The sequence below is a fragment of the Alkalibaculum sporogenes genome (genome assembly GCF_009362815.1).
Lineage (GTDB): Bacteria > Bacillota > Clostridia > Eubacteriales > Alkalibacteraceae > Alkalibaculum_A > Alkalibaculum_A sporogenes.
In genome coordinates this window covers 73082-97578 of the sequence record NZ_WHNX01000013.1, presented here as the reverse complement: position 1 = coordinate 97578, position 24497 = coordinate 73082, and the positions used below count along the sequence as shown (strand labels likewise).

Here is a 24497-nt window from a genome sequence, read left to right as displayed (position 1 = left end):
CAGTACTAGTACTTTATTCACATCAAATATTGTATTAAAATCAATAAAAAATGTTTTGATAAGCAATTTTATATGCAAATCAAAACACCTTTTTTTATGCAACATTATACTCTTTTATTACTTCTTGAATTACTATCTTTCTTGCGTAGTCAAAGTTGTCAAATAATTTTTGAGCTTCAATCGGATTATTATACACTTTCCAGTACCTACATAAAATACAATTTTTGCCTTGATGTTTAACAAATCCACATACATCTTCTGCAGGAATACCTAGAAAAATACCCATTTCATGAGGACAAATATTTGAATATCGTCTTCGTAGCAATCTCAATTTATTATCGAAACTAATATTTTTTTCATATCCAATATTCTCAAGATAATTCTTGTTTTTAGCATCACTTAAATGTAATTCTAATGATTCTTTTCTGTAAAACAATACACTTACGCTATCTTGACGTTTAACTAATTCGTAGTAGTCTAAACCGAGTTCACTGCATATTTCTTCTTTATATCTATTCCATATATAATAAACATTTTTACGTTGTTTTTTTAGTGTCAAAATCGACGATGGTTTTTTACCTCTTAAAGTAGGCGCAGTGCCAAAAGCAATAATACACTTAACATAATCTTTTCCTGATAACTTGTTCATTGTATTGGAGAATTCGAGCTTTAAATCTTTATTAATCATGAACTTTAATTATTATTAATAAAATTTGCTAGACGCATTGCTAATTCTTTGCATTCTGGCAATCTTTCATCAATAGTATCTTCTTGAATTATAAATCCATCTTCAATTAGATTTACTCCAGCATCTTTCATTCTTTTTTCCCAATCTTGCATCCACTCGCCATCTCCCCAACCATAGGATCCAAATAGTATCATAGCTTTTCCTTTTATATTTTCCTTTTCTAATTCTACAACGAAAGGTTCCATCTCATCTTCTTCAAGTATTTCTGCACCCATAGAAGGACAACCTAATGCAATACCATCCGATTCAACAACACTGGTAATAGATGCTTTATCAACGGATAGTAATTCTACTTGAACATCCTCTAGTCCTTCCTCAATTGCCTTAGCCATTAATTCTGTATTTCCCGTACCACTCCAATATACAATACTAATTTTCTTCATCATATTACCTCCTAGAATTAGTTGATAGTGATAATCATTATCACTTGCTATTGTTATTATATTATATATATCATTATTTTTCAACGTATAAATATTATTTTTTAGTCTTATTTAATTTTTCTACTTTTTCTTATTAAAATATTAGAGTTTACATATCTAGAGTGATCAAAGATCTTTAACCAAATCAACTACCTCATTATTAAGATGAAAAAGCTGTGCCCTGTATATCGGGGTAGAATATTAGACCTAAGCGGTTATACCCAAGTCATCCAGAACGAAGCGTGGGATCTTGGACCTAGAGTCATGATTATAAATGCTCAAAGGTACTAGCTATAAGTCGTGAATTGTTAAATAGTGATTGACTAAAGATGAGCATCACGACTTAAGATCCTTCGTCACTTCGCTTCTCTGGATGACAAAAATAAACTATAACAATAATTTAGGAGCTACTTTACTTTTAAGATAGAATGTGAAACAGATACGTTATCAACTATATCTGAATAAATTAATATAAATATTTACAATAAACTATACTAATTTTTGTTTGGTTTTATAAATTTATGTGTATATTATTATTTATAATAATTTGAATTGGAGGAGATATTAATGTCAGCATATCATGAACCTGTTGAAGAACTTGATCAAAAAACTAGAGATATTTCAAGAGCTATTAATAGTTTAAAGGAAGAGCTTGAAGCAATCGATTGGTATAATCAAAGGGTTGCTACTACACAAGATTCATCTTTAAAGGAAATTTTAGCCCATAATAGAGATGAAGAAATAGAACATGCATGCATCACTTTAGAGTGGATAAGAAGAAACATGAGCGGTTGGGATACAGAACTGCATACTTATCTATTTACAGAAGGATCATTATTAGACGCAGAAATAAATGGACCTTCAACAACTGCTCCAACATCAGGAATTAATATAGGTGATTTGAAATAGAAAGGAGAATTGTTAAAATGGATATGTTAAAGAGAGATTTAGCACCTTTATCAGAAAGTGCTTGGAATGAAATAGACAAACGTGCAGAGGCTATTTTAAAAACATCATTATCTGCAAGGAAAGCTGTCAAAGTAATAGGCCCTAAAGGTTGGGATCATACAGCAATATCAGAAGGTAGACTAGATATTACTGATGCACAAGAAGGTGAAGTTAAAACTGGTGTTTATAAAGTGCAACCACTCATAGAAGGAAGAATGAGCTTTTCATTAGATCGATGGGAAATGGATAATATTACACGAGGAGCTAAAGATATCGATCTAACAGCTCTAGATATCGCAGTTAAAAAGATAGTTACATTTGAAGAAAACGCTCTATTCAATGGCTTAGATGCAGCAAATATTACAGGATTAATCAATGGTAGTGATAATGAACCTATTCCTTTTGGTCAAGATGGAGCTACAATAATGGATGCAGTGACAAAAGGTTTAATTATTCTAAAGGAAAACTTTGAAGATTCTCCTTATACATTACTTGTAGGAAAAGAAGCATGGACAAGGTTAAACAAAGAAGTTCAAGGATATCCTCTTATTAATCGTATAGAAAACTTAACTGGAGGAAAAGTATTATTTAGTAGCGTAATAGAAGGTGCAATTCTTATACCATTCGATAATGATAATCTTGAGCTCACAATTGGTCAAGATTTTGCCATTGGGTATGAATATCACGATTCTAAAGAAGTATCACTGTTTATTACAGAGTCATTTACTTTTAGAGTATTGGATGGAAGCATAATTGTTCCCTATATAATGTAACAATTAAAATAAAAATCAGTAACCACATTAAATGGTTGCTGATTTTTTATTTAGGATGGTGCTTATGCTTATTAAATTTATCATTACTATTTCTTTCATACCACTAGCATACCACTAGGTTGAAATTGGCAATATTATTGAGATTTAATATGTTATATAATGTAGGGTATAAAGGGGTGATTATGACATGGAAGCAACAGATATTAAGCTTAATTCTAAACAACAAGCTAGATCAATAAGTGGAATATGGAGAGGTACATTGATTTATATTTCAATAGCTTTTATTACTTTTATATTAACGAGATTAGCACCCTTAGATGCTGAAATGGTAGAAAAACTTTTTTCCTCTACTTTATATCCGTATATAGCAAAATTTATAGGTTTTATTAGCAATATAATTCCTATTTCTTTGACAGAAATTCTGATCATAATGTTGTTTTTATTAATAATTGTAATGATATTACTTTTACTTTTTAATCCTAAAATATATATAAATAATAAAATCTTTATTATAAACTATATATTGAGATCATTGGCACTTGTATATATTCTCTTTTATTTTTTATGGGGATTTAATTATTTTAGACCAGATTATATAGATTTAGCTAATATGAACAAAGATAGTGGAACAATAGAAGATTTAGAAACTTTATCACTTGAAATTATTAATAATATGAATATAATTAGAGAGAATTTAAGTGAAGATATCGATGGAATATTACTTATTGAGGAGGACTTTACACAATTAAGCCGACAAGCACAAAAAGGCTTTGAAGATTTTAAAGTAGGAACATTAAATTTAGGTGGAAATTATGGTCAGGTTAAGCCAATTTTATTTTCTGAATGGATGAGTTACACTGGTATAATGGGCATATTTTTTGCTTATACTTCTGAACCAAATATAAATACTAATATTCCTATTCAAGATCTACTTTCCACAATTAGTCATGAAATAGCACATCAGCGTGGTTTTGCTAAAGAGGATGAGGCAAACTTTATTGCATATAAAGCTAATATAAATAATCCTGATAAGAATTTCCAATATTCAGGTTATTACTTAGCAATTCAATACATAATGAATGATATTTACAAAGAAGATCAAGATTTACATATTGAACTTTTTTCTAAAATGAGTGATAGTGTTAAAAGAGATATTAATAATAGTAATAGTTTTTGGAAATCAAAAGAAAGCAGTTCAAAAAAAATAGTAACTACTATGAATGATACATACCTTAAATCTAACAATCAAAAACAAGGCGTTCAAAGTTACAATGGGGTAGTAAAACTATTAATGTCAGATTATAAAAGCAACTAAGTATTATCTCCCACATGCTTTACAATGCTCCCCTAAAACCCTACTTAACAATGAAAGACTTTTGTAGTTTTTAGCTTCATTAGGATTTGCATTAACGATTTTTTCTAAGCAATTTGAACATACTTTGTTACCTGCTGCATTAATTAAAGACTCAGAAAGACCCATGTTTTTTAAACGTACTTCTCTGTCAATTACACTTATATTTTTAATGTGCACTGCATTGTTACTTACTACTATCAGCCCAGTTTCTCCCTTAAAATCTGGATTGTTTACTACTGTGTACCTTCTACCAGATTTTAGAGCTAACTTTTCATATTTTTGTGAGAAACGACTGTTAATGTCGCCATTAATCACAATTTTTGATACTCTTTTGTCATTTAAAGATTCAATTATCTCAGGATACACTATAGGATCTTCAACTTGTTTCTTTGTCAGCAATCTAATTACTCGCTCTCTAAATTCTCCTAAGTACAGAATTTTTTCTTCGTATTTAAACTCTGGAGCACCGTTTATACCAACAGTCAATATTTTTTCTAACTCGCTTTTATTATTCATAAATACCTATTAGCTTTACTTTTAGATTTGAATTTACTAAGTAAAACCTCTTTCAATAGTTTATTTATCCAAAAATTTACAGCTAAGATTATTACTAGTAAGTGAACTATACACTTATTATTATCATTAAGACTATTTATTATAAATGTTAATTTTTTAGTCAATAGTTGTCATATAGTATATTGCTTCTAAAACTCCACCTGCAATATTTCTTGATTTATCAGAAATCGTATAACAATTATCCTTTTCAGTAATTCTAGGATCTATATCTGCTATTTTTAATCCTGCTGTGACTAAACTACCATTTTTGATAATTCCCCTCAAAAGTCCAGAGATTTCTGTTATTACAGGTTTATCTCCCACATATGCTATTATTTCATCTTTATCAACAGTTTCACCTATATCTTTTAAATTTTCTATTTTGCCATTACATGGCGAATAAACAACTCTTTCTATAGAATATCCACCAATCACACCAGGGATACCCGTGTCTTTCTTAGCCTCACCTTTAAAAATCAACCTACCTAAATCATGTCCTCTGGATGTTTCAATTACTATATCTACATCTTTTCCAGCTGTAAATCCAGGACCAAGGGCAATAGTTATAGGGGCTAAATCTATTTTCATTCCAAGATTTTTTTTAGCAACAATGGCATCTACTACTATATTAGGTTGTAAAAGACTAATATATTTTCCATTTGGGTCGATAATTACTGGTATATTCTTGTTAGACCATGCTTCATTTATGTGATCTAGGCAATTTACATAAACTGCTGTGATACCCTCAATTTTTACCTGTCTATTATAGATAGCTTCGCTAAATGAAGTCCTTCTCCTAATAGAGGATGGATTTTGTATCTCTAAAATTAATACCTTAAAACCGCACCTATACAGTTTTTGAACTACCCCTGAAGCTAAATCTCCGCCACCCCTCACTATAACAATATCATTCAAAATCATATATGTTGACCGTCCCAATCTAGTATTTTTTCATAATCTTCTTTAGTATCTATATCAAATATAATTCTCTCATCTTCAATTTCTAAGAAACGTACTTGTTCAAAGTTTTTTCTTATAATTACTTTTCCACCTATATCTCCTTCGAGTTTCATTAAATCTTTTTTAAATTTTTCTGGAAAAATAACTGGACTTCCCTTTATTCCTTTGTATTTTGGAACAATAATATGTTTTTTAGACTCATCGAATAAATGCAATAGTGATTTAATGATAGTTTCATTTACTAGTGGTTGATCGACTGTGAAAAATATGTACCCATCACATTTATCAGTATATGATAGTCCTAACTTAATAGATTCGCTAATACCTAAATGTGCATTTTTATTTTCTACTGTAATTAACCCACTTTTTTCACCTAATTCTAATATTTTATTTTCTCTTGCAACTAAAATAATCTGTGAAAAGTCACATTCTAAGACTGTATCAATTGTTCGTTGAATCAATGTTTTGCCTTTATACTCCAAAAAAAGCTTATTTTTCTTCATTCTTTTAGAAAAACCTGATGCCATTATGATAGCGCTGATCATAATACTGTATCTACTCCTTTATTTAAACCAATGTTAGTGTAATTCTTGTTCTTAATACTTCCAACAATAATTTTATCTACAATATTTGCACAACTGATTATTTTACTATTTATTAATTGCATTGCCATATTTAAATGATGTAAATTATCAGCTTTATTTATAAACAATATTTTCTCCCCTTTAGAATTTTTAAATAATCCCTGAGGGTGTATAATAAGTTTTAATAGATGATCTAGAGTTATTTTTTCTCCTTTATTTGAAGTAGTAATTTTACAAAATTCTTCAAACCTATGAATACTATTTTCACAAATAGTCATCCCTAATGACTGAATATCTAGAAGTCCAATTGTTTTTGTAGTTGCACTATATATAACAGGTTCAGTAGAATTCCATCCTTTAAGAGATTTTTCATTAGCTCCATCAGCTTCTATAAGCATGTAGTCAAAATAGCCTAAAACGGAATTTAATTGATCTTCGGATAATCCGATAATTTTACCTTCTGTATTTATAGTTTTTCCGTATACATAAATGCCTTTTTTATCACTAATTAGACTCTTAAAAATTAGTTTATCATTTAAAAAAATATAATCGTACTTTTCCTTAGTAGGAACATAAATTTTAGTAGTCGTTGTTGTTAAAATCTTTGATTTTTGCTTTTTTATTTCTTGTGCTAATTCAAACATAAGAGATGTTTTGCCACCAGCTCCTACTATAGATATAATATCTTTTTCATTTAAATCAATACAACAAGATAGTTTCATTAAATCACCGACTATTTATTATTGATAAGAGGATTTTTTCTGAGGTAATAGGTAAACTTCTGATGTTCACACCTACTGCATTGTAAACTGCATGAGCTATTGCTGGACATGGAGTATTTATAACAACCTCACCAATAGATTTTGCACCAAAAGGTCCTGTAGGTTCGTAACTACTTTCAAAATTTACATGAATATTTCCTATATCAAGACGTGATGGTATTTTATACTGCATAAATGAATTATTCATCATCTTACCTGTCGTACTATAACTCACTTCTTCGTATAGTGCCATTCCAATACCTTGTACTATACCACCTTCAACTTGTATTTTTGCAAGTTTGGGATTAATAGTTGTACCACAATCGACAATACCAAAAAAATCTATTATATCTATCTTTCCCGTTTGTGTATCTAGCTCTATTTCAACAAAACCTGCCATAAATGGAGGAGGTGAAGAAAGGCTTGAGTGAGATGCATTTGCCATTAAATAGTTTCCATCACCTACAACTAGTTTTTGAGCTAACTTATCTAAAGTAATGCTTTTTTCGCTATTATATATTTTTTGTCCATCAAATTCTAAAGTTTCTTTCTGAACTATTAAAATTTTAGAGGCCTCAACTATCATTTGTTCTATTAGTTTGTTACAAGCTTTAACGACAGACATACCTGTTATGTAGGTAGTACTTGAAGCATAAGAACCTGAATCATAAGGAGATTGATCTGTATCTACACCATTTACAACTATTTGATCCATATTACACTCTAAACACTCTGCTGCCATTTGTGCTAATATTGTATCACAACCTGTTCCCATATCAGTAGCACCAATAAGAAGGGTATAATATCCATCGTCATTTAATCTAATTTGAACAGATGCCATGTCTATACCTGATATACCTGAACCTTGCATAGTTATTGCGACCCCTACAGACCTAACTTTACTGTCACTGATACGTCTATAAGGATATTTTTCATTCCAACCAACTAGTTCCTTACCTTTATTTATACAATTATCAAGATTACAGCTTGTAAGAGTTTCTCCATAATATGTGGTCATTATGTCTCCTTCTTCAAGTAGGTTCTTTTGTCTTAACTCAATTGGATCCATATTTAGTTTTACTGCTAGTTCATTGATAGCAGATTCAAGAGCAAATGCACCTTGTGTAGCGCCATAACCACGAAATGCGCCTGCCGACATTGTATTCGTATAGACAACATCGTAATCAAATTTAAAAGAACTTGCTTTATTATAAAGAGTCATAGTTTTATGGCCGGACAATCCTACAGTAGTAGGTCCATGTTCTCCGTAAGCCCCTGTATTAGAAAGAGTGTAAATACTTATAGCTTTAATATTTCCCTCTTTATCTGCTCCAAGCTTGATCCTTATCTTCATCTCATGTCTACTTGTAGATGCACAAAAAGTTTCGAATCGGTTAAATATCATTTTAGCAGGTTTTCCAGTTTTCATCGTTACAATAGCAGGGAAAATTTCGCTCACAACTGTCTGTTTTGCTCCAAACCCCCCACCTATTCTAGGTTTAATAACTCTTACCTTAGTTTTTGGTATATCCAGAGCTTTAGCTACTATTCTTCTTACATGAAATGGAATTTGTGTAGAAGTGATAATATTTACTCTACCATTATAATCTAAATATGTATATGTACTAAATGTTTCCATCATAGCTTGGTTGTTTGCTTTAGTATGGTACTGTTCGTCTACTACGACATGGCAAGATTTTAATTCTTCATCTACATTTCCACTTTTAAAACTACCCGAGGCACAAAGATTTCTTTTAACATCATTACCAATATCAAAATTTAAATGATAATCATCCTCTGAATGTATTACTATACTATTATCAATAGCTTCTTCCATATTTAATATTGGTTTTAGCACTTCATAGTTAACTTTAATGAGTTTCAATGCTTTATTTACAGCTTTCACATTAACTCCTGCGACGATTACTACTGGATCACCAACATACCTTACATATTCATCTAGTATTAACCTATCGTATGGACTTGGTTCAGGATAGGATTGACCTGCCATTGTAAATCTTTTTTGAGGCACATCTTGATATGTTAGAATACATTCTATTCCTGGGACTTTTAGGGCTTTGTCAATAATTATACTGAGTATTTTAGCATAAGCATGAGGGCTTCTAAGGACTTTTACAATTAAACAATTTTCTGGCGCTATATCATCAGTATATACTGGTTTACCTGTAACTAAGCTCATTGCATCTAACTTATCTATACCTTTGTTAACTACTTTCACTTAGGCACCCTCCTCTTGTAGCATTGAGAAATTTCTTTATTGCTCTTAATTGCCCCATATATCCTGTACAACGACATAAATTTCCTGATAGGTAATGTTTTATAGAGTCTTCCGTTGGATTGACCAACTCTCTTTTCATGGCAAGTACGTTCATTATAAATCCTGGACTACAATAACCACATTGTTCTGCACCTTCACTTGCAATAAATTTACCAAACTCTATGGCCTCGTCTTGTATTCCTTCTAAAGTCGTAACATGTTTTTCGTTAACACTTACAGCTAAAATAGAGCATGATAATACTGTTTTATTATCTATCCAAACAGTACACAGTCCACAATTTGCAGTATCACAACCTCGTTTTACACTCAAAAAACCTAAATGACGTAAGAAATCTATAAGAAGCATATCTACTTGTATATCTTCGACAAAAATTCTATTATTTATAGTGCATTTTATCTGCATATTTCTTCTACTCCTCTTCTGATGAGTACTTTTGCTAATTCACGTCTATACTCAGCTGAACCTCTAATGTTTGTGCCAAATTTCATTTCACTTACAGCTTGATTACATGCAGATTCAATTTGATCTGGCCTATGCGAGAGCAATTCTGACGATTTTAAGGCTATCATTGCTTTATTCGGTCTAGCTCCTATAGATATTTTCCAATGACTATTATATCTACTGATTGCAACAGCTAATACAGGTAAATCTGTAGCAGATTTTCGATGGCTTTGATAGCTTGCTTTACGTGTATCCTTATTTATAATTATTTTGATTAGTATATCTTTTTTGTAAGTCATATTTATAAATTCTTCTAATGGAATTACACCACCATGAAATAAATGAACATGAGTATCTAGTGCTAGCAATGCCGTTAATAGATCAGAGAATCCAAATCTTGAATATACACTTCCTCCAACTGTTGCACAGTTTCTAAATTGAACGCCAACAATATTTTTAACAGATTTTACTAATAAGCTGTTAAAATAGGTATTTAAGACTTTACTTATTTCAATTTGCCTAAGTGTCACCATACATCCTATTTCTATAGAAGATTCATTCTCTATAATAGTATTAAGACCTAATTTAGACAAATCTATACCCTTATTGTAATTTTTATTTCCCATTTTGAGCCAAAGTAAGCCACCTAATATTACATTATTTCTATTTTGATTAAGCAATTGAGATGCTTCTTCAATACTCTCTGGCACTATATAATCTTTTAATGTAAACACTTTAATTCCTCCTTACTATGTATATAGAGCAAAAATATTAATTAATTTATATTCGTATAAAGTCTATCCTATATAATAATCTGAAGTAGTAATTAATCTAGTAAATATTAAAAGCCTCCCTTGAGCAAAAACTAAATGGAAGGCAATTCCTGTTAATGATTAGCAAGATCTAATACATTTAATATATGTGATTATTTAATTCCATCAAATAGATTATTCTAGTTTATCTTGAAGAACAATGACTAATATTATTAAAATAATATGAAACAAATACATGAAATCAAATAATAATTATATCATATGAAAATAAGTTTTTCAATTGAAAAACTTATCATCTACACGGCATTTAACCTCCACCCTTTAGGAAAGATTTTCTAAGTTCAGCTATGAATTCCTCTTGTATATCAATTGAGATTTCTATAGTAATTGTTATTGTTATAAATTCCATTGGACCAACTAATTCTTTCCTTTCATCTCCTAGATATACCAACCAACCGTCACCTATATAGACACCTGGATTTTTGCATTTTCCTCGATTAGAAAAGTAATGCTCAAAATCTTCTTTATGAAAGGAACGATATGTTTTCTCTATAACATTAACTTTCAGGTATACTCCCCCTTTATTAACACTGTATACAATCATCTAACAATATTCACAAAAAATAGTTAAAAAATACTTTAGATTAGGCTTCTCATTGCATGAATAGTCATAGTAATCAATCTATCTAGATCTATATCCAACATCTTTGCACCGCGTTCTATGACATCTCTAGAGCAACCTTTAGCAAAATTCAAGGTTTTATATTTCTTTTTCACAGATTTTAGTTCTAAATCTGCAACACTTTTTGAAGGCCTCATAATTGCTACAGCGCCGATAAGACCAGATAATTCGTCAATTGCATAGAGGATCTTTTCCATCTTATGAATTGGTTCAATGTCTACTGTAAGCTTATATCCATGACTTGCTGTAGCATGAATAATTTTTTCATCTAGGTCTAATTCCTTCATTATCTCTTGACTCTTAATACAATGTTCTTCAGGAAACTTTTCAAAATCTAAATCGTGTAACAGCCCTACTACTTTCCACATCTCTTCATTTTCAGGATCGTACTCTTTAGAAAAATAACCCATTATACCTGCAACTGTTTCAGCATGCTTTATAAGAAATTCTTCAGTATTATAGGTTTTTAGTATTTCTAATGCACGATCATAACTTGGTATATAACTCATATAAATCACCTTTCACTTATAACTTTGATTACTTTATATGTTTTTTAACTAGTGTAGTTTATAATTGTTATTTTATTTGTTTAATCCAAGTTTTACAAGTATCTATATTAGAATATAGAATAAATATTTACTATATGCATACATGAGTAAACACCTTATACTAATGATGACATATTATATATTAATTAAAATAAAAGTAAACTAAGATCTAAAAAGAAAGGATATTGATATGTCTCCTAGGTATTTAAAAAATATTGATTATTACACTAAAAATATTGATAGTTTCGAAAATGAGATTGAAAAATATATTGGTCAAACTGTTACAGTCTTTACAGCTAGTGGTGGAGAATCTGGTTCAGGGTTTACAGGTGTTTTACTAACAGTAAAACCATCATACATTGAGCTAATTAGCCAAATTGGTTCACCTCCATCAACTAGATTTAGTAGCAACAATCAAAGATCAAAAGATATTAGATATACTAATAAGAATAATGTGGAAGATAGTATATGTAATATACACACCTTAGTTAGAGGTTCAGCAGTTATTATCCCTATAGATAAAATTGTTTCATTAGCCCATAATACAATGTAAAAAATTACTTAACTTATTTAATTAATATTAACTATGCTGCAATATCAATAACCGTTTATAAAGTATTATTCACCATTACTTATAACTGTCATACTATGTACTATGGGAACATTGTTCTCTAAATATTAATAAGGAGGTCATATATTGTCTAGCAACTTAGGGCGAGATTGTTTTGCAGGTGTAGACTTTGGCAAACAATTATGTAAGTATATTGGTGAAACAGTAACAATATTTACAGCAAGCGGTGGTGAATCAGGTTCAGGGTTCACAGGTGTTGTTTTGAGCGCTAATGAGACATTTGTAAGGCTTATAACAAGAATCGGCCCAGCTCCAGGATGTGCATTAGGTAATGCTTGTACTGGATTTAACACTGGAAGAAAATGTTATTCAGGTAGAGGCAGTCGTAATAGTGTATCAGGAGCTGCTTCTGCTGGTGGATGGGACGGTCTTCCGGTGTGGAATGTTGGATCTGTGACAGATATCCCAGTAAGAACTATAGTGTCTTTTGTTCACAACGCAGTTTAAAATAAATTAAAAATAAAACCTACTTCTTCAAAAAATTTGAACTAGTTAGGTTCCTTTAGAAACCTGCTTTGAAAAAAGCAGGTTTCACTATTATTCATTTAGAATCTAACTGAATAAAATAAATTGACATTTAAAATTTAATTGTATAAAATTTAATTTATACCAACATATATTATTTATATAAAGAAAAGGGTTGTTATAATGGAAGAAAAGAAAATAGCAGGTAGATATTATACTGAAACTGGTAATACTAAGAAACTAGTAGAGGCTATTGGTAAATCAGTAGGAGTACAAGCAGAGTCTATAGAAGTAGTTCACAATTATGTTTTTACTACTATTAAACTAGACAAAATTTAGGAGGTATAAATTGTATGAACGAAGAAGTTTTAAAACTAAAGAATCAATTGTGTTTTCCTCTCTATGCTTGTTCAAAAGAAGTCATAAGAAAGTATAAACCTTTTTTAGATAAAATTGGTTTAACTTACACTCAATATATATGTATGATGGTACTTTGGGAACAAAAAACCATCAGTGTTAAAAACCTTGGTGAGCATTTATTTTTGGATTCAGGAACACTAACACCATTACTAAAGAAAATGGAAGCTCAAGGTTTGCTTATTCGTAAAAGATCAGCGGAAGACGAACGTAGTGTAATTATAAGCATAACAAAGCAAGGAGAACAATTAAAAGAACAGGCTGCTAATATCCCAGAGAAAATTGGACAATGCATTGACTTATCGCCAGAAGAAGCTAAGTCACTTTACGTGCTGCTATATAAAGTATTAGGTCAAATATCTTAAAAATAAAAGGTCAATGTATATGTTTTGATCTATTATAGTACCCTCCTTGTCAGAATGAATAATACCAAAATTTATAAAAAACACCGGTAACATGAATTTGTACCTTTACCAAGGTTATAATTCATAATTAATTCAGGTGTCTTTTTACTGATTATACTATTTTAATATTCCTAGTTAATTAAACAATTAACTAGGAATTAGTTCGAGTCAAGCGAAGCAGATATATAAGTTATTTATACAATAATAGTTTTATTTTAAGTATGTATCTAAAAAATCAAATACCTTTTTCATATTCCTCTTATTCTCAAATCGTGTATCTACATGAGAATATCCATCAGCAATATCAAGAATACATTGATTTTTCCCGCCATTCTTTTCAATTGCCTCAGCTAATATTATTGATTGTTGATAAGGTACAATTGGATCAATTTTACCATGTTGTATCATTATAGGTGGAAAGGATTCATTAATATATGTAATTGGATTAGTAAACATTGCTAGTCCCTTAATATCTTTTAGACTTGCTCCTAATAGCAATTCCTCAGGTGTAGGTACTCCGTCCTTAGGTGATGGTATGACAATTGATAATCCACTTTCTTCAAAATGATCTCTAATACATAAAAAGTTTGTCGGTCCGTACCAATCTATTACAACTTTAACTTTTGATGAGAACTCACTATTTCCAATATAAGCACCTTCAAATTCTGGATTATCTTGAGTCGCAGCGGTCATAACAGCATAATAGGCTCCAGCGGAGGCACCGGTAAGGGCAATGTTGTCAGGATTTAAGTTATACTCCAGTGCATGAGCTCTAATCCATCGGATAGATGCTTTGATATCAAACAATGGTTCTGGAAATTTAGCTTCGGTACTAAGACGATAATTTACACTAATAACAGCGTAGCCTAACTCAATTCCTTCTAAAAATGGTAGTACTTGTGAATCACTTTTATCCCCAAGTTTAAATGCACCACCATGCAAGTAAATAATCACTGGAAATGGACCGTCACCATCTTCAGGTAAATAAATATCCAATTTTTGTCTTTCATGTCTACCAAAGCTTAGATTAAGAAATTTTCTTTTAATGTGGTCAACTTCAATAGTATAGGGCATTTCACGTCCAAATAATTCCTGTAAACTTCTTTCCTTTTCCATAACTTCTCCCCCTTGTAAAACACAATATTACTTATACATATATATTAATATATATGTATAAGTAATATTGTGTCAACGTTTATATATCATAATTATTATGATTACTTATTGAGCCAGAGATCGAAAGTTGACTGGGGAAATTAGAAAAGTTCATTTTTGAATCATAAGCCTTGGAGAAATTTACTATAACATTGTTGAGCCGAAAATTATAACTGTCTGAAATCAAAATGTTTTCTTAGAAATATGTATGTTAACCCATAGTTAAAAACATTGTAATTTTCGTAATTATATATTTTACCATCTGCTATTTTTATGGTATCCTATAATAATGTTGAATTATAATGGAATATTATAATGTCATATTATAGGAGGTTATTTTATGTTAAAAAGAAAACTTAGTGTAATGTATGAGAAAAAAAACCGTTTTTATTACGGTTGGATTATATTAGCAATTTCTTCATTGGGACATTTCTTTTCTGGGCCTGGACAAACATATTTTATATCAATATTTATAGACTATTATGTAGTGGATTTTGGGTGGGATCGCTCTACTGTGTCCAGTCTTTATTCTATTGCAACACTGTTAGCTGGTTTGCTTTTATTTACTGTAGGTCGCTTATCTGACCGATACGGACAAAAAAACATTATACTTATTGTTGCTACTTTATTAGGTGCTTCTTGCATTTGGAATAGTTACCTATCAAGCTTATGGATGCTTTTTATTGGTTTTTTTATCAATAGATTGACAGGACAAGGATCTATGACGCTATTACCTTCAATTGTATTGCCACAATGGTTCAATAAAAAGAGAGCATTTGCCTTTAGTATTATGTCAATGGGTGGAGTTATTGGTTCAGCTGTAATCCCACCCTTTAATACATGGCTTATTAGTATAAGCAGTTGGAATTTTGTATGGAGACTATGGGCAATACTGTTATGGTTTTTCTTTATACCAATAACAGCTTTTTTCCTTTACAACAAACCAAAAGACTTGGGTTTGTTGACTGATAATAAAATAATCGATGTTATAGAAGATGTAAGTACACTTCATATAGAAGAACAAACAGAATCTTGGACTTTGATAGAGGCCATGCATACAAAACCCTTTTGGGGTATGCTCTATTGTCAGATACTTGTTCCTATGATTACAACTGGTGTTATTTTTCATTTTTTTTCAATTTTAGGATCTAAAGGCATATCTGCCTCTTCAGCATCCTTTATGTTGAGCTTACTTGCCATTATAAGTTTCCCAATTACTTTATTAGCAGGACATTTTCTTGATCGTTTCAAAATGAACTATGTTATTGCATTTATTTCACTTTTACAGCTAATGGCATTATCCATATTGCTATTATCTAAGTCTATACATACTTTTATATTTTTTGCTATAGTTCAAGGAACGGCAATCGGGCTTCAGCATGTCAGTAATGGAGTAGTGTGGCCTAATTATTATGGACTTATAAACCTAGGAAGTATAAGAGGATTTATTATGACTGCAACAGTGGTATCATCCGCTATAGGGCCTATTCCTTTTGGTCTTACATTTGACATCTTCGCTAGTTATCAAGTAGCCATACTTATTATGATGCTGTTGTCAGGTATAGGTATTTTTGTAGGACTATTATCTCCTAAACCTAAAAAACCATAGTACGATACAAATACACTCATTAGTCTATATTTTAAACTCTAAGATAAACTAATACTAACTCTTTAGCGATAGTTAGTATTACCAATCTGGTTTCTTCTTTCCAACAAAAATTCTTATTTTAACTTATATTTAATATAAACTTAGGAGTTTTTTAATTGAAAATCATCAGATTATATAGAATTATATCAGAAATTGGCTATTACCTGAGAAATGATTATTAAATAATAGATATAGCCAATTATTAAATTCATAGCTAGTTTACATATAATATAAAGAAATGAAAACTTATCTAGCTGTTTTAATGTCTTAATATTCTAGATAATTTTAATCAAATTTAATTGATACATCTCTGTCCTACTTGTAGTTAACCTATATTATAGTTTCTATCATGCAATACCTGATCAATTACGAGAACTAAAACAAGCATAAAGACATGGTCAGCATCATTGATAATCATTCTACTTATTTCCTGTTGAAAAGACTTTTACTATAAATTGATCATATTCTTTTGATGATCTTTGATTATAGAATTACCACCTAAGCTAATTATTTTTGCTTGATTCTATAATTCATAACCATAACTCTTTCCCATAGAGTACTAATATTAATCATATAACATTCTGTTAAATAATTATTTCTTAAGATAGTTGATGTTAATATATAAAAGATGCTTGCTCCCTTGAGAAGTGAGGGGTAAGATACTAGGGGTTTAGAGCATGAATCTAGAAGTTCTATGACTTTTGGATTGGACAAGTGTAATTTTTTCTGATATTATGTCACAATAGAATATCATAAAAAGGAGTAATTAAATGGAAAATAAAGTATTAGCTACAGTAAATAATCACGAAATTACATTAGAGGACTTAAGCCGTTTTTTGCAAAGTCTTGATCCTAAAACATCAGCACAATTTCAATCAGAAGAAGGTCAAAAACAAGTTTTAGAGGAGCTTATTAACCAGGAATTAATATTCTTTGATGCAAAGGAAAAAGGATTAGATAATGAAGATGTTTTTCTTAGAGAAGTTGAAAGAATGAAAGATTCTCTATTAAAACAATTTGCTCTAAATCAATTATTAACTAGTATTCCAGTTTCTATTGATGAGATAACTGCTTTTTATGAAGAAAATAAAAGTCAATTTGTAAGTCCTAAAAGTGTAAAAGCCAGTCATATTCTTGTTAAAGAAAAAGAAGAAGCTCAGGAAGTACTTAAAGAATTGCAAGAAGGCTTAAGCTTTGAAAAAACAGCTGAGAAATACTCAACTTGTCCTTCAAAAGCTCAAGGTGGAGATTTAGGATTCTTTAGTCGTGGCCAAATGGTACCTGAATTTGAAGAGGCTGCATTCTCTATGGAGTTAAATAAAATCAGTGAACCTATTAAAACGCAATTTGGTTACCATATTATTAAAGTTACTGATTCAAAGGAAGAAGGTACTAAAACTCTACTAGAGGTTAAAGAACAAATCAAACAACAAATTATTGGACAAAAGCAACAATTAATTTACTTTGATAAGATAGCAGAATTAAAGAAAATATATAAAGTAGAAATTAGCGCATAAAGTACAATGCTCTAAAAAAGACAATCATGGAAAACTTCTCATGGATTGTCTTTTTTATTATCGTAAAGTAATGAGCCAAGTGGCTGCTTGCAGACATTTGGCGACTACCGCGTAACCGCAAGAAACTCGCAAAGCGTGTTTCTTGTGGTTAAAATTATTATACATAAGAATATTTAGATGTAACTTCACAGTTAGATTCATCTATATTTACGCATGTTAGAGTTTCTGCATTTTTAAAAAGTAACAAACAATCATCACTAAGGCGTATTAGCTTTAATCTCTTGCCTAAACTGCAATATCTTTCTGTTATACTGTTAATTGCTTCAATAGCAGAATGATCTACGACTTTCGCGTACTTAAAATCAATTACTACTTCTTTTGGATCATTTTCAATATCAAATAATTCCTTGAAATTTAATATTGATCCAAAAAATATTGATCCATTAATTTTATATGTTTTAGATCCATCTTCATTATTCTCTACATTTACATAAATTCGTTTTCCTTTTTCCCAAGCAAACATCAATGTTGATAGTACAACTCCGACAATAACTGCTGTGGCTAAATCGACAAATACAGTAATTATAGTAACTACAATTATAACTAAAATATCTTGAATGGGAATTTTATTTCGATACTTTAGACTCTCCCATTTAAAAGTTCCAACTACAACCATAAACATTACTCCTACTAAACCAGCTAAAGGAATAGCATTTATCAGACTAGAGGCAAACATAAGGAAAAACATTAACGCTACTGATGCAACTAATGCTGATAATCTTGTTCTACCTCCAGACTTTATATTAATAATCGACTGACCTATCATAGCATCTCCGCCCATTCCTCCGAATAATCCGTTTATCGTGTTAGCAATACCTTGAGCTAAACACTCTTTATTAGTTCTTCCTCGGGTATTTGTCATCTCATCAATTACTCTAAGTGTTAGCACTGCCTCTGTCAATCCTACTAGTGCACCAACTAATGCATATGGAAATATAATCTTCAACATATTTATACCTATTTTAACTTGGGGTAAGTAAAATTTTGGTAAAGCTCCTTTTAGTTCCATACCAGCGAAGTCTTGTACATTTCTTAAATGGTAACCACTTTTATCTAATAAAACAGCTATAATTGTCATTAAAATAATAGCTACTAGGCTAGATGGTACTGCTTTTGAAATCTTAGGAAATATATGAATAATGGCCATTGTAAATAACACAAACCCTAGCATTATTACTAAGTCCGTATAAGGCATCCAAACTTTTTGAACAGATTCTACACCATTTGCTATTACAGTTTGATCAACTTTAAATTGAGCAAACTGGGCTAAAAACATAACTATTGATAATCCATTTAAAAATCCTAACATAACAGAATAGGGTATTATACTTGCAAATCTCCCTAATTTAAATACTCCTATTAATATTTGAATAATGCCCATTAAAACTACAGTAGCAAAAAGATAATCTAAGCCGTGTTGTGCTATTAACGTCGCAAATACGACAGAAATTGCTGCGGTTGATGAACTTATCATTCCAGGTCTTCCAGTAAAAATTGCAGCTATAAGCCCCATCATAACAGCTGTTTGCAAACTCAATATAGGGCTAACACCTGCTACAAAAGCAAAAGCTACTGATTCAGGAATTAATGCGAGCGCTACTGTTAATCCTGCTAAAGTATCATTTTTAATCGTATCTTTATTATTACTTAGAAGGTTAATAATACTTTTCTCCTTCTTTTTAAATATTTGAATCAAAAAACCATCTCCTTATTTGATATATTCTAATTTCACTACGCTAAATAAACTAAAACTTTATTCAGTAGGGGTTTTCTTCATCCCCTACTGAATATTAGTAGAACGAATCAGGCTTTAACAGGCACTTAATCCCCCACTTATCTTTTTTTACATAATAGTAAATTATTATGTAAATTTTTATTCCACAATAAAAAAGTCCCTAATGCTAAACATAGGGATTATTGTGAATAAATCAGAAAACATTATCTAACTATATTAATTTCCTTTGTTATATGGCTGAGATATAGTTTAACATCTTTTGACCCAAAATGGAACCTTTTTGATACTTTTTATTGCCTTTAATTTGTGGTATAATGTTGTAAACGTTATATGTTAGGAGATTATATGTTAATAGGATATATGCGACCACACCAAGATGATTTAAACTGTGAAAAACAAAAATATAAGCTATCCCAATTAAATTGTGAGAAGTTTATTATTGAAGATCATTCTTCATGTAAAAAAAGAATTCAGCTTACTAATATGATAAGTAATATCAGTGCAAATGATAAGATTATAGTAATTAAACTCTTTATAATAGCAGACTCATCTAGGCATTTAGTAGATTTATTGCAACAAATTAAAATAAAAGGTGCTTACCTAATTTCACTTAAAGAAAATATAGATACTAGTATTCATCTTACTTATGATTTTTGCGATATTCTTAATTACCTTGTAGAGTTTCAAAGTGATGTAATTAGTGAAAAAACGAAAAAAGGCTTGACAGATGCTAAAAACAAGGGCATAACAACTGGCAGACCAAGAAAAGATGACAAAAACATACGACGAGCTATTGATATGTATCAAAGTAAAAAATTTACTCTTTCTCAAATTAAAGTAGAGACTGGTATAAGTAAATCTACTTTATACCGTTACTTAGAAAATGAAAGCGTCTTTGACGGATATTGAGTTAAATAGTAAAGTTAAACCTTAGTAAGCTTATCCATCTATCATGTCATAAAATAAAACTAGAAATATTCTTAGTATTTCTAGTTTTAAAATCTAATAATTATAATTTTGCTTTATTAAATTAATAATTTTATGGAAATAGTATTTCCATAACTTCATTCATGTGATATATAATCTTATGAGCAGATGATAAATCTTGATTTCCAGAATTGACATTTTTGAATCCAATAGTAAACATCCCTGCAGACTTTGCAGCATGAACACCATTTTTAGCATCTTCTATTGCAACACATAATCTTGGTTCTACTCCTATTTGTGAAGCTGCCTTAATATATATATCAGGTTCTGGCTTGCTTCTCACTACCTCATTTCCGCTTACCACTGCATCAAAGTATTTAGATATCTCTAGTTCTTTAAGTATCATGTTTATGAAGTTCCTAGGAGAAGAGGATGCTAAGCCTATTTTGTATTTCTTTTCACTTAATAATTTTATTAAGTTTATGGTACCATCTACCGCTTTAATACTTTCCTTTTTAAAAAGGATTTCCCTATGTTGATCTTGTTTCTCAATAATCTTTTCTACTGTAGTATCTAAATTATTTTCAGATATTATACTTGCCCACATTACATGATCAGCTACACCTACATATTTTTCAAAGTCACTGTATGTTGAAATAACATTAAAATCCATTAAAGTTCTAATATTGCACTCGAAATGTGTAGGTTCACTATCGATAATTACTCCATCCATATCAAATACAACGCCTTTTATTTCACTCATATAATTCCCCTTCTGTCATAAACTATTATTTGATAAACACGTTTAGTATACCATAATTTTAAAATATATATATAATTAATTATATATTAGTTTTAACTGTTAATGTTAGTTATAATAATATAAAGTAGTTTATTTTTAATAAGTTATAAATAGTATCAGAAAGGATGAATTGATTTGATAAATGAATTCAAAAAAAGAAGAAGTATTCGCAAGTATAAAAAAATACCTATCGAACAAGAAAAAATAGATAGTATCGTTCAAAATGCATTAATCTCCCCTTCATCAAGAAATATAAGACCTTGGGAATTTATTATTATTACTGAGGGATCTGTCCTTATAGATCTTTCGCAATCAAGACAACACGGTTCCACTTTTGTTAAAGATGCACCTTTAGTTATGGTTATTGTTTCAGATCAAAACAAATCAGACATGTGGATAGAAGACTCAAGTATTGCGGCTTTTACAATTCAGTTATCAGCATATAGTATAGGACTCGGAAGTTGTTGGATTCAAGTAAGAGATAGAATGAGATCTGATAATGAATCTTCAGAAAACTATATTAAAGAAATATTAAATATACCTAAGCATTATAACGTAGAGTGCATGGTTTCATTAGGTTATTCAGATGAAGACAAAGAAGAATATACAAAAAACGATATGGAATTTAGTAAAGTACATTATAACGAGTATACAAAACAATAGATAATAAGAAGCGTTTTATTCTCTAAGTATAAAGTAGGGCAAATTATATTCGACCTACTTTATACTTAATTTGCTATTTACTTTAGATTACAATCCTAATAATTTATCTATATTTTTTTTGTCGAATCCTACAATTATGTTATCATTGATATCAAGTACTGGTACACCTCTTTGACCTGATTTGCTTACCATTTCTGTAGCTGCATTTCTATCTTTTGAAACATCATACTCTTCAAAAGAAATATTATTTGATTTTAAATAATCTTTAGCTTTGACACACCAGGAACAAGATGGGGTACTATAAACTTTAACACTCATGATATTACCTCCTTTTCTTATATATTATATTTATATATTACACTAATATTAATAGTATCAAACATATATATTTCTGAGTCTATTGTTTGATAGTTCTTAAATATTTTTTTATACTTTGACCTGCATTAGCTCCTTCCCCTACAGCAGTTGATACTTGTGCAAATCCTCCTGTACAATTACCTGCTGCAAAAACTCCACTTATATCTGTTTCTTGTTCTTTGTTTACTATAATATTGTTGCTTTCTACGAGAACGCCTAAATTTCTTGCAAAATCAGTAGATGATGCTGTTCCATATGCTACAAATAATCCTTCAATTTTTTCTTGTTCTCCACTCTTAAACTCGACAAATTCTAGAAAATCTCCGCCATCAACTGATAGGATTGGACTTGTGTTTATTTTAATTTTATTATCACTTAAGTATTTTTTACTTTCTTCATTTACTACAAGTTCATTTCCATTTGTATATAGCGTAATATTTGTTGTTATACCTTCAAATTCTTTTAGCTCATGTATCGCATAATCAGTATATCCAAGAATGCCAACGCTACTACCGTTATAGAAGTAACCATCACACGCTACACAGTAATGAATACCTTTGCCCTCAAATATGTCTAAGTTCTTTATAGGAACTTGTATTTTCGACTTACCTGTTGCTAGAATGATTGATCTCGCTACATATGAATTTTGATTTGTTGAAACTATAAATGTATTATCTAATTGCTTGATGCCAATAACTTCTTCTTCTACAACCTTAGCGCCAAAATCCCTTGCCTGTTGAATACCTTTTTCTATCATTTCTTTACCTGTGGCTCTAGGAATAAAGCAATAATTCTCAATTACATGTGCTTTTAATAATTCACTATCACTACCAATTATTAGGGTACTTAGGTTCCCTCTCGTCGTGTATAATGAGGCAGATAAACCTGCAGGTCCTTTTCCTATAATTATTACATCAAATATCATGATCATTCCTTTCTATGAAAGAGTTTTATATTAACATATTAAATTCTTTCATGCACTTTATTAAAGTATCTTTTGTATCATCAAAATATATCCCTTTTGATTTTATCTTGTCTGTATTTAATCTTATATCCCTTTTATTTTCTAGATAGCCAGCTTTTGGTATTAACAATTCATCAATTTTATCATTAGATAAACCGATAGTCATCATAATATATTTTGCAATATCATATCTACTAAAATTATTTGAACTTCCCACATGATAAATCCCACTATCTATATCAAATATTTTATCAAATTGATCTACTAAATCATACACATAGGTCATGCCACGAAATTCGCGTTTAGATGCTATCTGTGATGATTGTTTATATGCAGTTGTAAGTGTTTCCCAAAGAATATTTGAATTAATCTTAAGATTTCTTTCTGGGAGTGAAAATAACCAAGTTAACCTCAATATCCATACCTTATCAAGGATCTTATTTATTTCAATTTCTGCTTGTAATTTAGTTTTACCATATTGAGTATTTGGTATAGCAATATCATTTTCTAAATATGGTCCATCATTAGTATTTCCGTTGAATACCTGTTCTGTACTTATAAAAAACAATTTGCTACGTACAGCTTCGCAAGCTTTAGCAATATTTACTGTACCTCTTACATTTAAATTGTATGCAAATTCAGTATTTTCATCACAGAATTTTGTTTCTGCAACTGCTGATGCATGTATAATATAATGAGGTCTAATTTCTTTTATGAGTTTGTATACACTGTCATCGTTAGTAATATCTAAAACTTTTGAAGTTGCAGATATTATCTCGTATTTTTCTGAGTATTTTTTTATTATTCTTGAACCCAAAAATCCAGTTCCACCAGTAATAAATAACTTTTTCATATGTTTCTCCTCTATAGTCTTATAGTATCTATATTATATTATATTACAAT

28 protein-coding genes are annotated in these 24497 nt (G+C 30.2%); 11 read left to right on the top strand and 17 right to left on the bottom strand.

Annotated features, from left to right (window positions below; genetic code table 11):
* Positions 1 to 94 precede the first annotated feature (94 nt).
* Positions 95 to 649, bottom strand: a complete 555-nt coding sequence (locus GC105_RS09885) for a DUF3793 family protein (protein WP_193708361.1) — start codon at positions 647 to 649, stop codon at positions 95 to 97.
* 44 nt (positions 650 to 693) lie between these two features.
* Entirely contained in the window at positions 694 to 1131 is a 438-nt protein-coding gene (locus tag GC105_RS09880; protein ID WP_152804293.1) for a flavodoxin, read from the bottom strand.
* Between the two features lie 606 nt (positions 1132 to 1737).
* Between GC105_RS09880 and GC105_RS09875 the strand changes: the two genes are divergently transcribed.
* From GC105_RS09875 to GC105_RS09865, 3 genes are all read left to right on the top strand, one after another.
* Positions 1738 to 2079 (top strand): encapsulin-associated ferritin-like protein, encoded by a 342-nt coding sequence (locus GC105_RS09875; protein ID WP_152804258.1) that lies wholly within the window; start codon positions 1738 to 1740, stop codon positions 2077 to 2079.
* Between the two features lie 17 nt (positions 2080 to 2096).
* Positions 2097 to 2891: a family 1 encapsulin nanocompartment shell protein gene (locus GC105_RS09870; RefSeq protein ID WP_193708360.1), complete on the top strand. Its 795-nt coding sequence runs from the start codon at positions 2097 to 2099 to the stop codon at positions 2889 to 2891.
* A gap of 187 nt (positions 2892 to 3078) precedes the next feature.
* Positions 3079 to 4206, top strand: a complete 1128-nt coding sequence (locus GC105_RS09865) for a DUF3810 domain-containing protein (RefSeq protein ID WP_152804256.1) — start codon at positions 3079 to 3081, stop codon at positions 4204 to 4206.
* Positions 4207 to 4209: 3 nt separating this feature from the next.
* Here the strand turns inward: GC105_RS09865 and GC105_RS09860 are convergent, their stop codons facing one another.
* From GC105_RS09860 to GC105_RS09820, 9 genes are all read right to left on the bottom strand, one after another.
* Entirely contained in the window at positions 4210 to 4761 is a 552-nt protein-coding gene (locus tag GC105_RS09860) for a YueI family protein (protein ID WP_152804254.1), read from the bottom strand.
* A 156-nt stretch (positions 4762 to 4917) separates the two neighbouring features.
* Positions 4918 to 5721, bottom strand: coding sequence for a selenium-dependent molybdenum cofactor biosynthesis protein YqeB (gene yqeB, locus GC105_RS09855; RefSeq protein WP_152804252.1), 804 nt, complete (start codon positions 5719 to 5721; stop codon positions 4918 to 4920).
* Positions 5718 to 6305 carry a molybdenum cofactor cytidylyltransferase gene (gene mocA, locus GC105_RS09850; RefSeq protein ID WP_152804250.1) on the bottom strand — a complete coding sequence of 196 codons (588 nt, stop codon included), beginning with the start codon at positions 6303 to 6305 and terminating at the stop codon, positions 5718 to 5720. Before mocA ends, yqeB begins: the two co-directional genes overlap by 4 nt.
* Positions 6302 to 7066 (bottom strand): selenium cofactor biosynthesis protein YqeC, encoded by a 765-nt coding sequence (yqeC, locus tag GC105_RS09845; RefSeq protein WP_152804248.1) that lies wholly within the window; start codon positions 7064 to 7066, stop codon positions 6302 to 6304. The genes mocA and yqeC overlap by 4 nt, the downstream gene beginning before the upstream one ends.
* A gap of 4 nt (positions 7067 to 7070) precedes the next feature.
* Positions 7071 to 9344 (bottom strand): xanthine dehydrogenase family protein molybdopterin-binding subunit, encoded by a 2274-nt coding sequence (locus tag GC105_RS09840; RefSeq protein ID WP_343030010.1) that lies wholly within the window; start codon positions 9342 to 9344, stop codon positions 7071 to 7073.
* Positions 9331 to 9807 carry a (2Fe-2S)-binding protein gene (locus GC105_RS09835; RefSeq protein WP_152804246.1) on the bottom strand — a complete coding sequence of 159 codons (477 nt, stop codon included), beginning with the start codon at positions 9805 to 9807 and terminating at the stop codon, positions 9331 to 9333. The genes GC105_RS09840 and GC105_RS09835 overlap by 14 nt, the downstream gene beginning before the upstream one ends.
* Entirely contained in the window at positions 9798 to 10580 is a 783-nt protein-coding gene (locus tag GC105_RS09830; RefSeq protein ID WP_343030009.1) for an FAD binding domain-containing protein, read from the bottom strand. Before GC105_RS09830 ends, GC105_RS09835 begins: the two co-directional genes overlap by 10 nt.
* Before the next feature lie 346 nt (positions 10581 to 10926).
* Positions 10927 to 11223, bottom strand: a complete 297-nt coding sequence (locus GC105_RS09825; protein WP_152804244.1) for a MoaD-like domain-containing protein — start codon at positions 11221 to 11223, stop codon at positions 10927 to 10929.
* Positions 11224 to 11258: 35 nt separating this feature from the next.
* On the bottom strand, positions 11259 to 11810 hold the full coding sequence (locus GC105_RS09820; RefSeq protein WP_152804242.1) for an HD domain-containing protein: 552 nt from the start codon (positions 11808 to 11810) through the stop codon (positions 11259 to 11261).
* A gap of 229 nt (positions 11811 to 12039) precedes the next feature.
* On the opposite strand from GC105_RS09820, the gene GC105_RS09815 reads away from it, so the two are divergent.
* From GC105_RS09815 to GC105_RS09805, 4 genes are all read left to right on the top strand, one after another.
* Positions 12040 to 12402 (top strand): hypothetical protein, encoded by a 363-nt coding sequence (locus GC105_RS09815; RefSeq protein WP_152804240.1) that lies wholly within the window; start codon positions 12040 to 12042, stop codon positions 12400 to 12402.
* 144 nt (positions 12403 to 12546) lie between these two features.
* Complete coding sequence (locus GC105_RS09810) at positions 12547 to 12927, top strand: hypothetical protein (RefSeq protein ID WP_246169813.1); 381 nt, start codon at positions 12547 to 12549, stop codon at positions 12925 to 12927.
* 201 nt (positions 12928 to 13128) lie between these two features.
* Complete coding sequence (locus tag GC105_RS16885) at positions 13129 to 13284, top strand: hypothetical protein (protein WP_193708363.1); 156 nt, start codon at positions 13129 to 13131, stop codon at positions 13282 to 13284.
* A 14-nt stretch (positions 13285 to 13298) separates the two neighbouring features.
* The gene (locus GC105_RS09805; protein ID WP_152804238.1) at positions 13299 to 13727 is read left to right on the top strand and encodes a MarR family winged helix-turn-helix transcriptional regulator; all 429 of its coding nucleotides are present in this window, start codon (positions 13299 to 13301) and stop codon (positions 13725 to 13727) included.
* Positions 13728 to 13976: 249 nt separating this feature from the next.
* Here GC105_RS09805 and GC105_RS09800 read toward each other — a convergent pair whose 3' ends face one another.
* Positions 13977 to 14882 (bottom strand): alpha/beta hydrolase, encoded by a 906-nt coding sequence (locus GC105_RS09800; protein WP_152804236.1) that lies wholly within the window; start codon positions 14880 to 14882, stop codon positions 13977 to 13979.
* A gap of 379 nt (positions 14883 to 15261) precedes the next feature.
* Here GC105_RS09800 and GC105_RS09795 point away from each other — a divergent pair, with 379 nt between their 5' ends.
* Both GC105_RS09795 and GC105_RS09790 read left to right on the top strand, forming a co-directional pair.
* A complete protein-coding gene (locus tag GC105_RS09795; protein ID WP_152804234.1) occupies positions 15262 to 16530 on the top strand; it encodes an MFS transporter in 1269 nt (422 codons plus the stop codon).
* Positions 16531 to 17339: 809 nt separating this feature from the next.
* Positions 17340 to 18086: a peptidylprolyl isomerase gene (locus tag GC105_RS09790; protein ID WP_152804232.1), complete on the top strand. Its 747-nt coding sequence runs from the start codon at positions 17340 to 17342 to the stop codon at positions 18084 to 18086.
* A 157-nt stretch (positions 18087 to 18243) separates the two neighbouring features.
* Here the strand turns inward: GC105_RS09790 and GC105_RS09785 are convergent, their stop codons facing one another.
* Positions 18244 to 19842 (bottom strand): SulP family inorganic anion transporter, encoded by a 1599-nt coding sequence (locus tag GC105_RS09785; protein WP_152804230.1) that lies wholly within the window; start codon positions 19840 to 19842, stop codon positions 18244 to 18246.
* A 384-nt stretch (positions 19843 to 20226) separates the two neighbouring features.
* On the opposite strand from GC105_RS09785, the gene GC105_RS09780 reads away from it, so the two are divergent.
* Positions 20227 to 20790: a recombinase family protein gene (locus tag GC105_RS09780; protein WP_152804228.1), complete on the top strand. Its 564-nt coding sequence runs from the start codon at positions 20227 to 20229 to the stop codon at positions 20788 to 20790.
* 130 nt (positions 20791 to 20920) lie between these two features.
* On the opposite strand, the gene GC105_RS09775 is transcribed toward GC105_RS09780, so the two are convergent.
* On the bottom strand, positions 20921 to 21571 hold the full coding sequence (locus GC105_RS09775) for an HAD family hydrolase (protein ID WP_152804226.1): 651 nt from the start codon (positions 21569 to 21571) through the stop codon (positions 20921 to 20923).
* A gap of 174 nt (positions 21572 to 21745) precedes the next feature.
* Here GC105_RS09775 and GC105_RS09770 point away from each other — a divergent pair, with 174 nt between their 5' ends.
* Positions 21746 to 22273 (top strand): nitroreductase family protein, encoded by a 528-nt coding sequence (locus GC105_RS09770; RefSeq protein ID WP_152804223.1) that lies wholly within the window; start codon positions 21746 to 21748, stop codon positions 22271 to 22273.
* A gap of 87 nt (positions 22274 to 22360) precedes the next feature.
* On the opposite strand, the gene GC105_RS09765 is transcribed toward GC105_RS09770, so the two are convergent.
* The 3 genes from GC105_RS09765 to GC105_RS09755 all read right to left on the bottom strand — a co-directional run bounded on the left by GC105_RS09765 (position 22361) and on the right by GC105_RS09755 (position 24447).
* Complete coding sequence (locus GC105_RS09765; RefSeq protein WP_152804221.1) at positions 22361 to 22591, bottom strand: glutaredoxin family protein; 231 nt, start codon at positions 22589 to 22591, stop codon at positions 22361 to 22363.
* A 79-nt stretch (positions 22592 to 22670) separates the two neighbouring features.
* Positions 22671 to 23561 carry an NAD(P)/FAD-dependent oxidoreductase gene (locus tag GC105_RS09760; protein WP_246169812.1) on the bottom strand — a complete coding sequence of 297 codons (891 nt, stop codon included), beginning with the start codon at positions 23559 to 23561 and terminating at the stop codon, positions 22671 to 22673.
* 19 nt (positions 23562 to 23580) lie between these two features.
* Complete coding sequence (locus GC105_RS09755; protein WP_152804215.1) at positions 23581 to 24447, bottom strand: SDR family oxidoreductase; 867 nt, start codon at positions 24445 to 24447, stop codon at positions 23581 to 23583.
* Between the last annotated feature and the right edge of the window lie 50 nt (positions 24448 to 24497).

Excerpts from the sequence above, each read along its gene's own strand:
- GC105_RS09885 (WP_193708361.1), bottom strand. The coding sequence starts at position 649 with ATGAACAAGTTATCAGGAAAAGATTATGTTAAGTGTATTATTGCTTTT.
- GC105_RS09880 (WP_152804293.1), bottom strand. The coding sequence starts at position 1,131 with ATGAAGAAAATTAGTATTGTATATTGGAGTGGTACGGGAAATACAGAA.
- GC105_RS09875 (WP_152804258.1), top strand. The coding sequence starts at position 1,738 with ATGTCAGCATATCATGAACCTGTTGAAGAACTTGATCAAAAAACTAGA.
- GC105_RS09870 (WP_193708360.1), top strand. The coding sequence starts at position 2,097 with ATGGATATGTTAAAGAGAGATTTAGCACCTTTATCAGAAAGTGCTTGG.
- GC105_RS09865 (WP_152804256.1), top strand. The coding sequence starts at position 3,079 with ATGGAAGCAACAGATATTAAGCTTAATTCTAAACAACAAGCTAGATCA.
- GC105_RS09860 (WP_152804254.1), bottom strand. The coding sequence starts at position 4,761 with ATGAATAATAAAAGCGAGTTAGAAAAAATATTGACTGTTGGTATAAAC.
- yqeB (WP_152804252.1), bottom strand. The coding sequence starts at position 5,721 with ATGATTTTGAATGATATTGTTATAGTGAGGGGTGGCGGAGATTTAGCT.
- mocA (WP_152804250.1), bottom strand. The coding sequence starts at position 6,305 with ATGATCAGCGCTATCATAATGGCATCAGGTTTTTCTAAAAGAATGAAG.
- yqeC (WP_152804248.1), bottom strand. The coding sequence starts at position 7,066 with ATGAAACTATCTTGTTGTATTGATTTAAATGAAAAAGATATTATATCT.
- GC105_RS09835 (WP_152804246.1), bottom strand. The coding sequence starts at position 9,807 with ATGCAGATAAAATGCACTATAAATAATAGAATTTTTGTCGAAGATATA.
- GC105_RS09825 (WP_152804244.1), bottom strand. The coding sequence starts at position 11,223 with ATGATTGTATACAGTGTTAATAAAGGGGGAGTATACCTGAAAGTTAAT.
- GC105_RS09820 (WP_152804242.1), bottom strand. The coding sequence starts at position 11,810 with ATGAGTTATATACCAAGTTATGATCGTGCATTAGAAATACTAAAAACC.
- GC105_RS09815 (WP_152804240.1), top strand. The coding sequence starts at position 12,040 with ATGTCTCCTAGGTATTTAAAAAATATTGATTATTACACTAAAAATATT.
- GC105_RS16885 (WP_193708363.1), top strand. The coding sequence starts at position 13,129 with ATGGAAGAAAAGAAAATAGCAGGTAGATATTATACTGAAACTGGTAAT.
- GC105_RS09805 (WP_152804238.1), top strand. The coding sequence starts at position 13,299 with ATGAACGAAGAAGTTTTAAAACTAAAGAATCAATTGTGTTTTCCTCTC.
- GC105_RS09800 (WP_152804236.1), bottom strand. The coding sequence starts at position 14,882 with ATGGAAAAGGAAAGAAGTTTACAGGAATTATTTGGACGTGAAATGCCC.
- GC105_RS09795 (WP_152804234.1), top strand. The coding sequence starts at position 15,262 with ATGTTAAAAAGAAAACTTAGTGTAATGTATGAGAAAAAAAACCGTTTT.
- GC105_RS09790 (WP_152804232.1), top strand. The coding sequence starts at position 17,340 with ATGGAAAATAAAGTATTAGCTACAGTAAATAATCACGAAATTACATTA.
- GC105_RS09780 (WP_152804228.1), top strand. The coding sequence starts at position 20,227 with ATGTTAATAGGATATATGCGACCACACCAAGATGATTTAAACTGTGAA.
- GC105_RS09775 (WP_152804226.1), bottom strand. The coding sequence starts at position 21,571 with ATGAGTGAAATAAAAGGCGTTGTATTTGATATGGATGGAGTAATTATC.
- GC105_RS09765 (WP_152804221.1), bottom strand. The coding sequence starts at position 22,591 with ATGAGTGTTAAAGTTTATAGTACCCCATCTTGTTCCTGGTGTGTCAAA.
- GC105_RS09760 (WP_246169812.1), bottom strand. The coding sequence starts at position 23,561 with ATGATCATGATATTTGATGTAATAATTATAGGAAAAGGACCTGCAGGT.
- GC105_RS09755 (WP_152804215.1), bottom strand. The coding sequence starts at position 24,447 with ATGAAAAAGTTATTTATTACTGGTGGAACTGGATTTTTGGGTTCAAGA.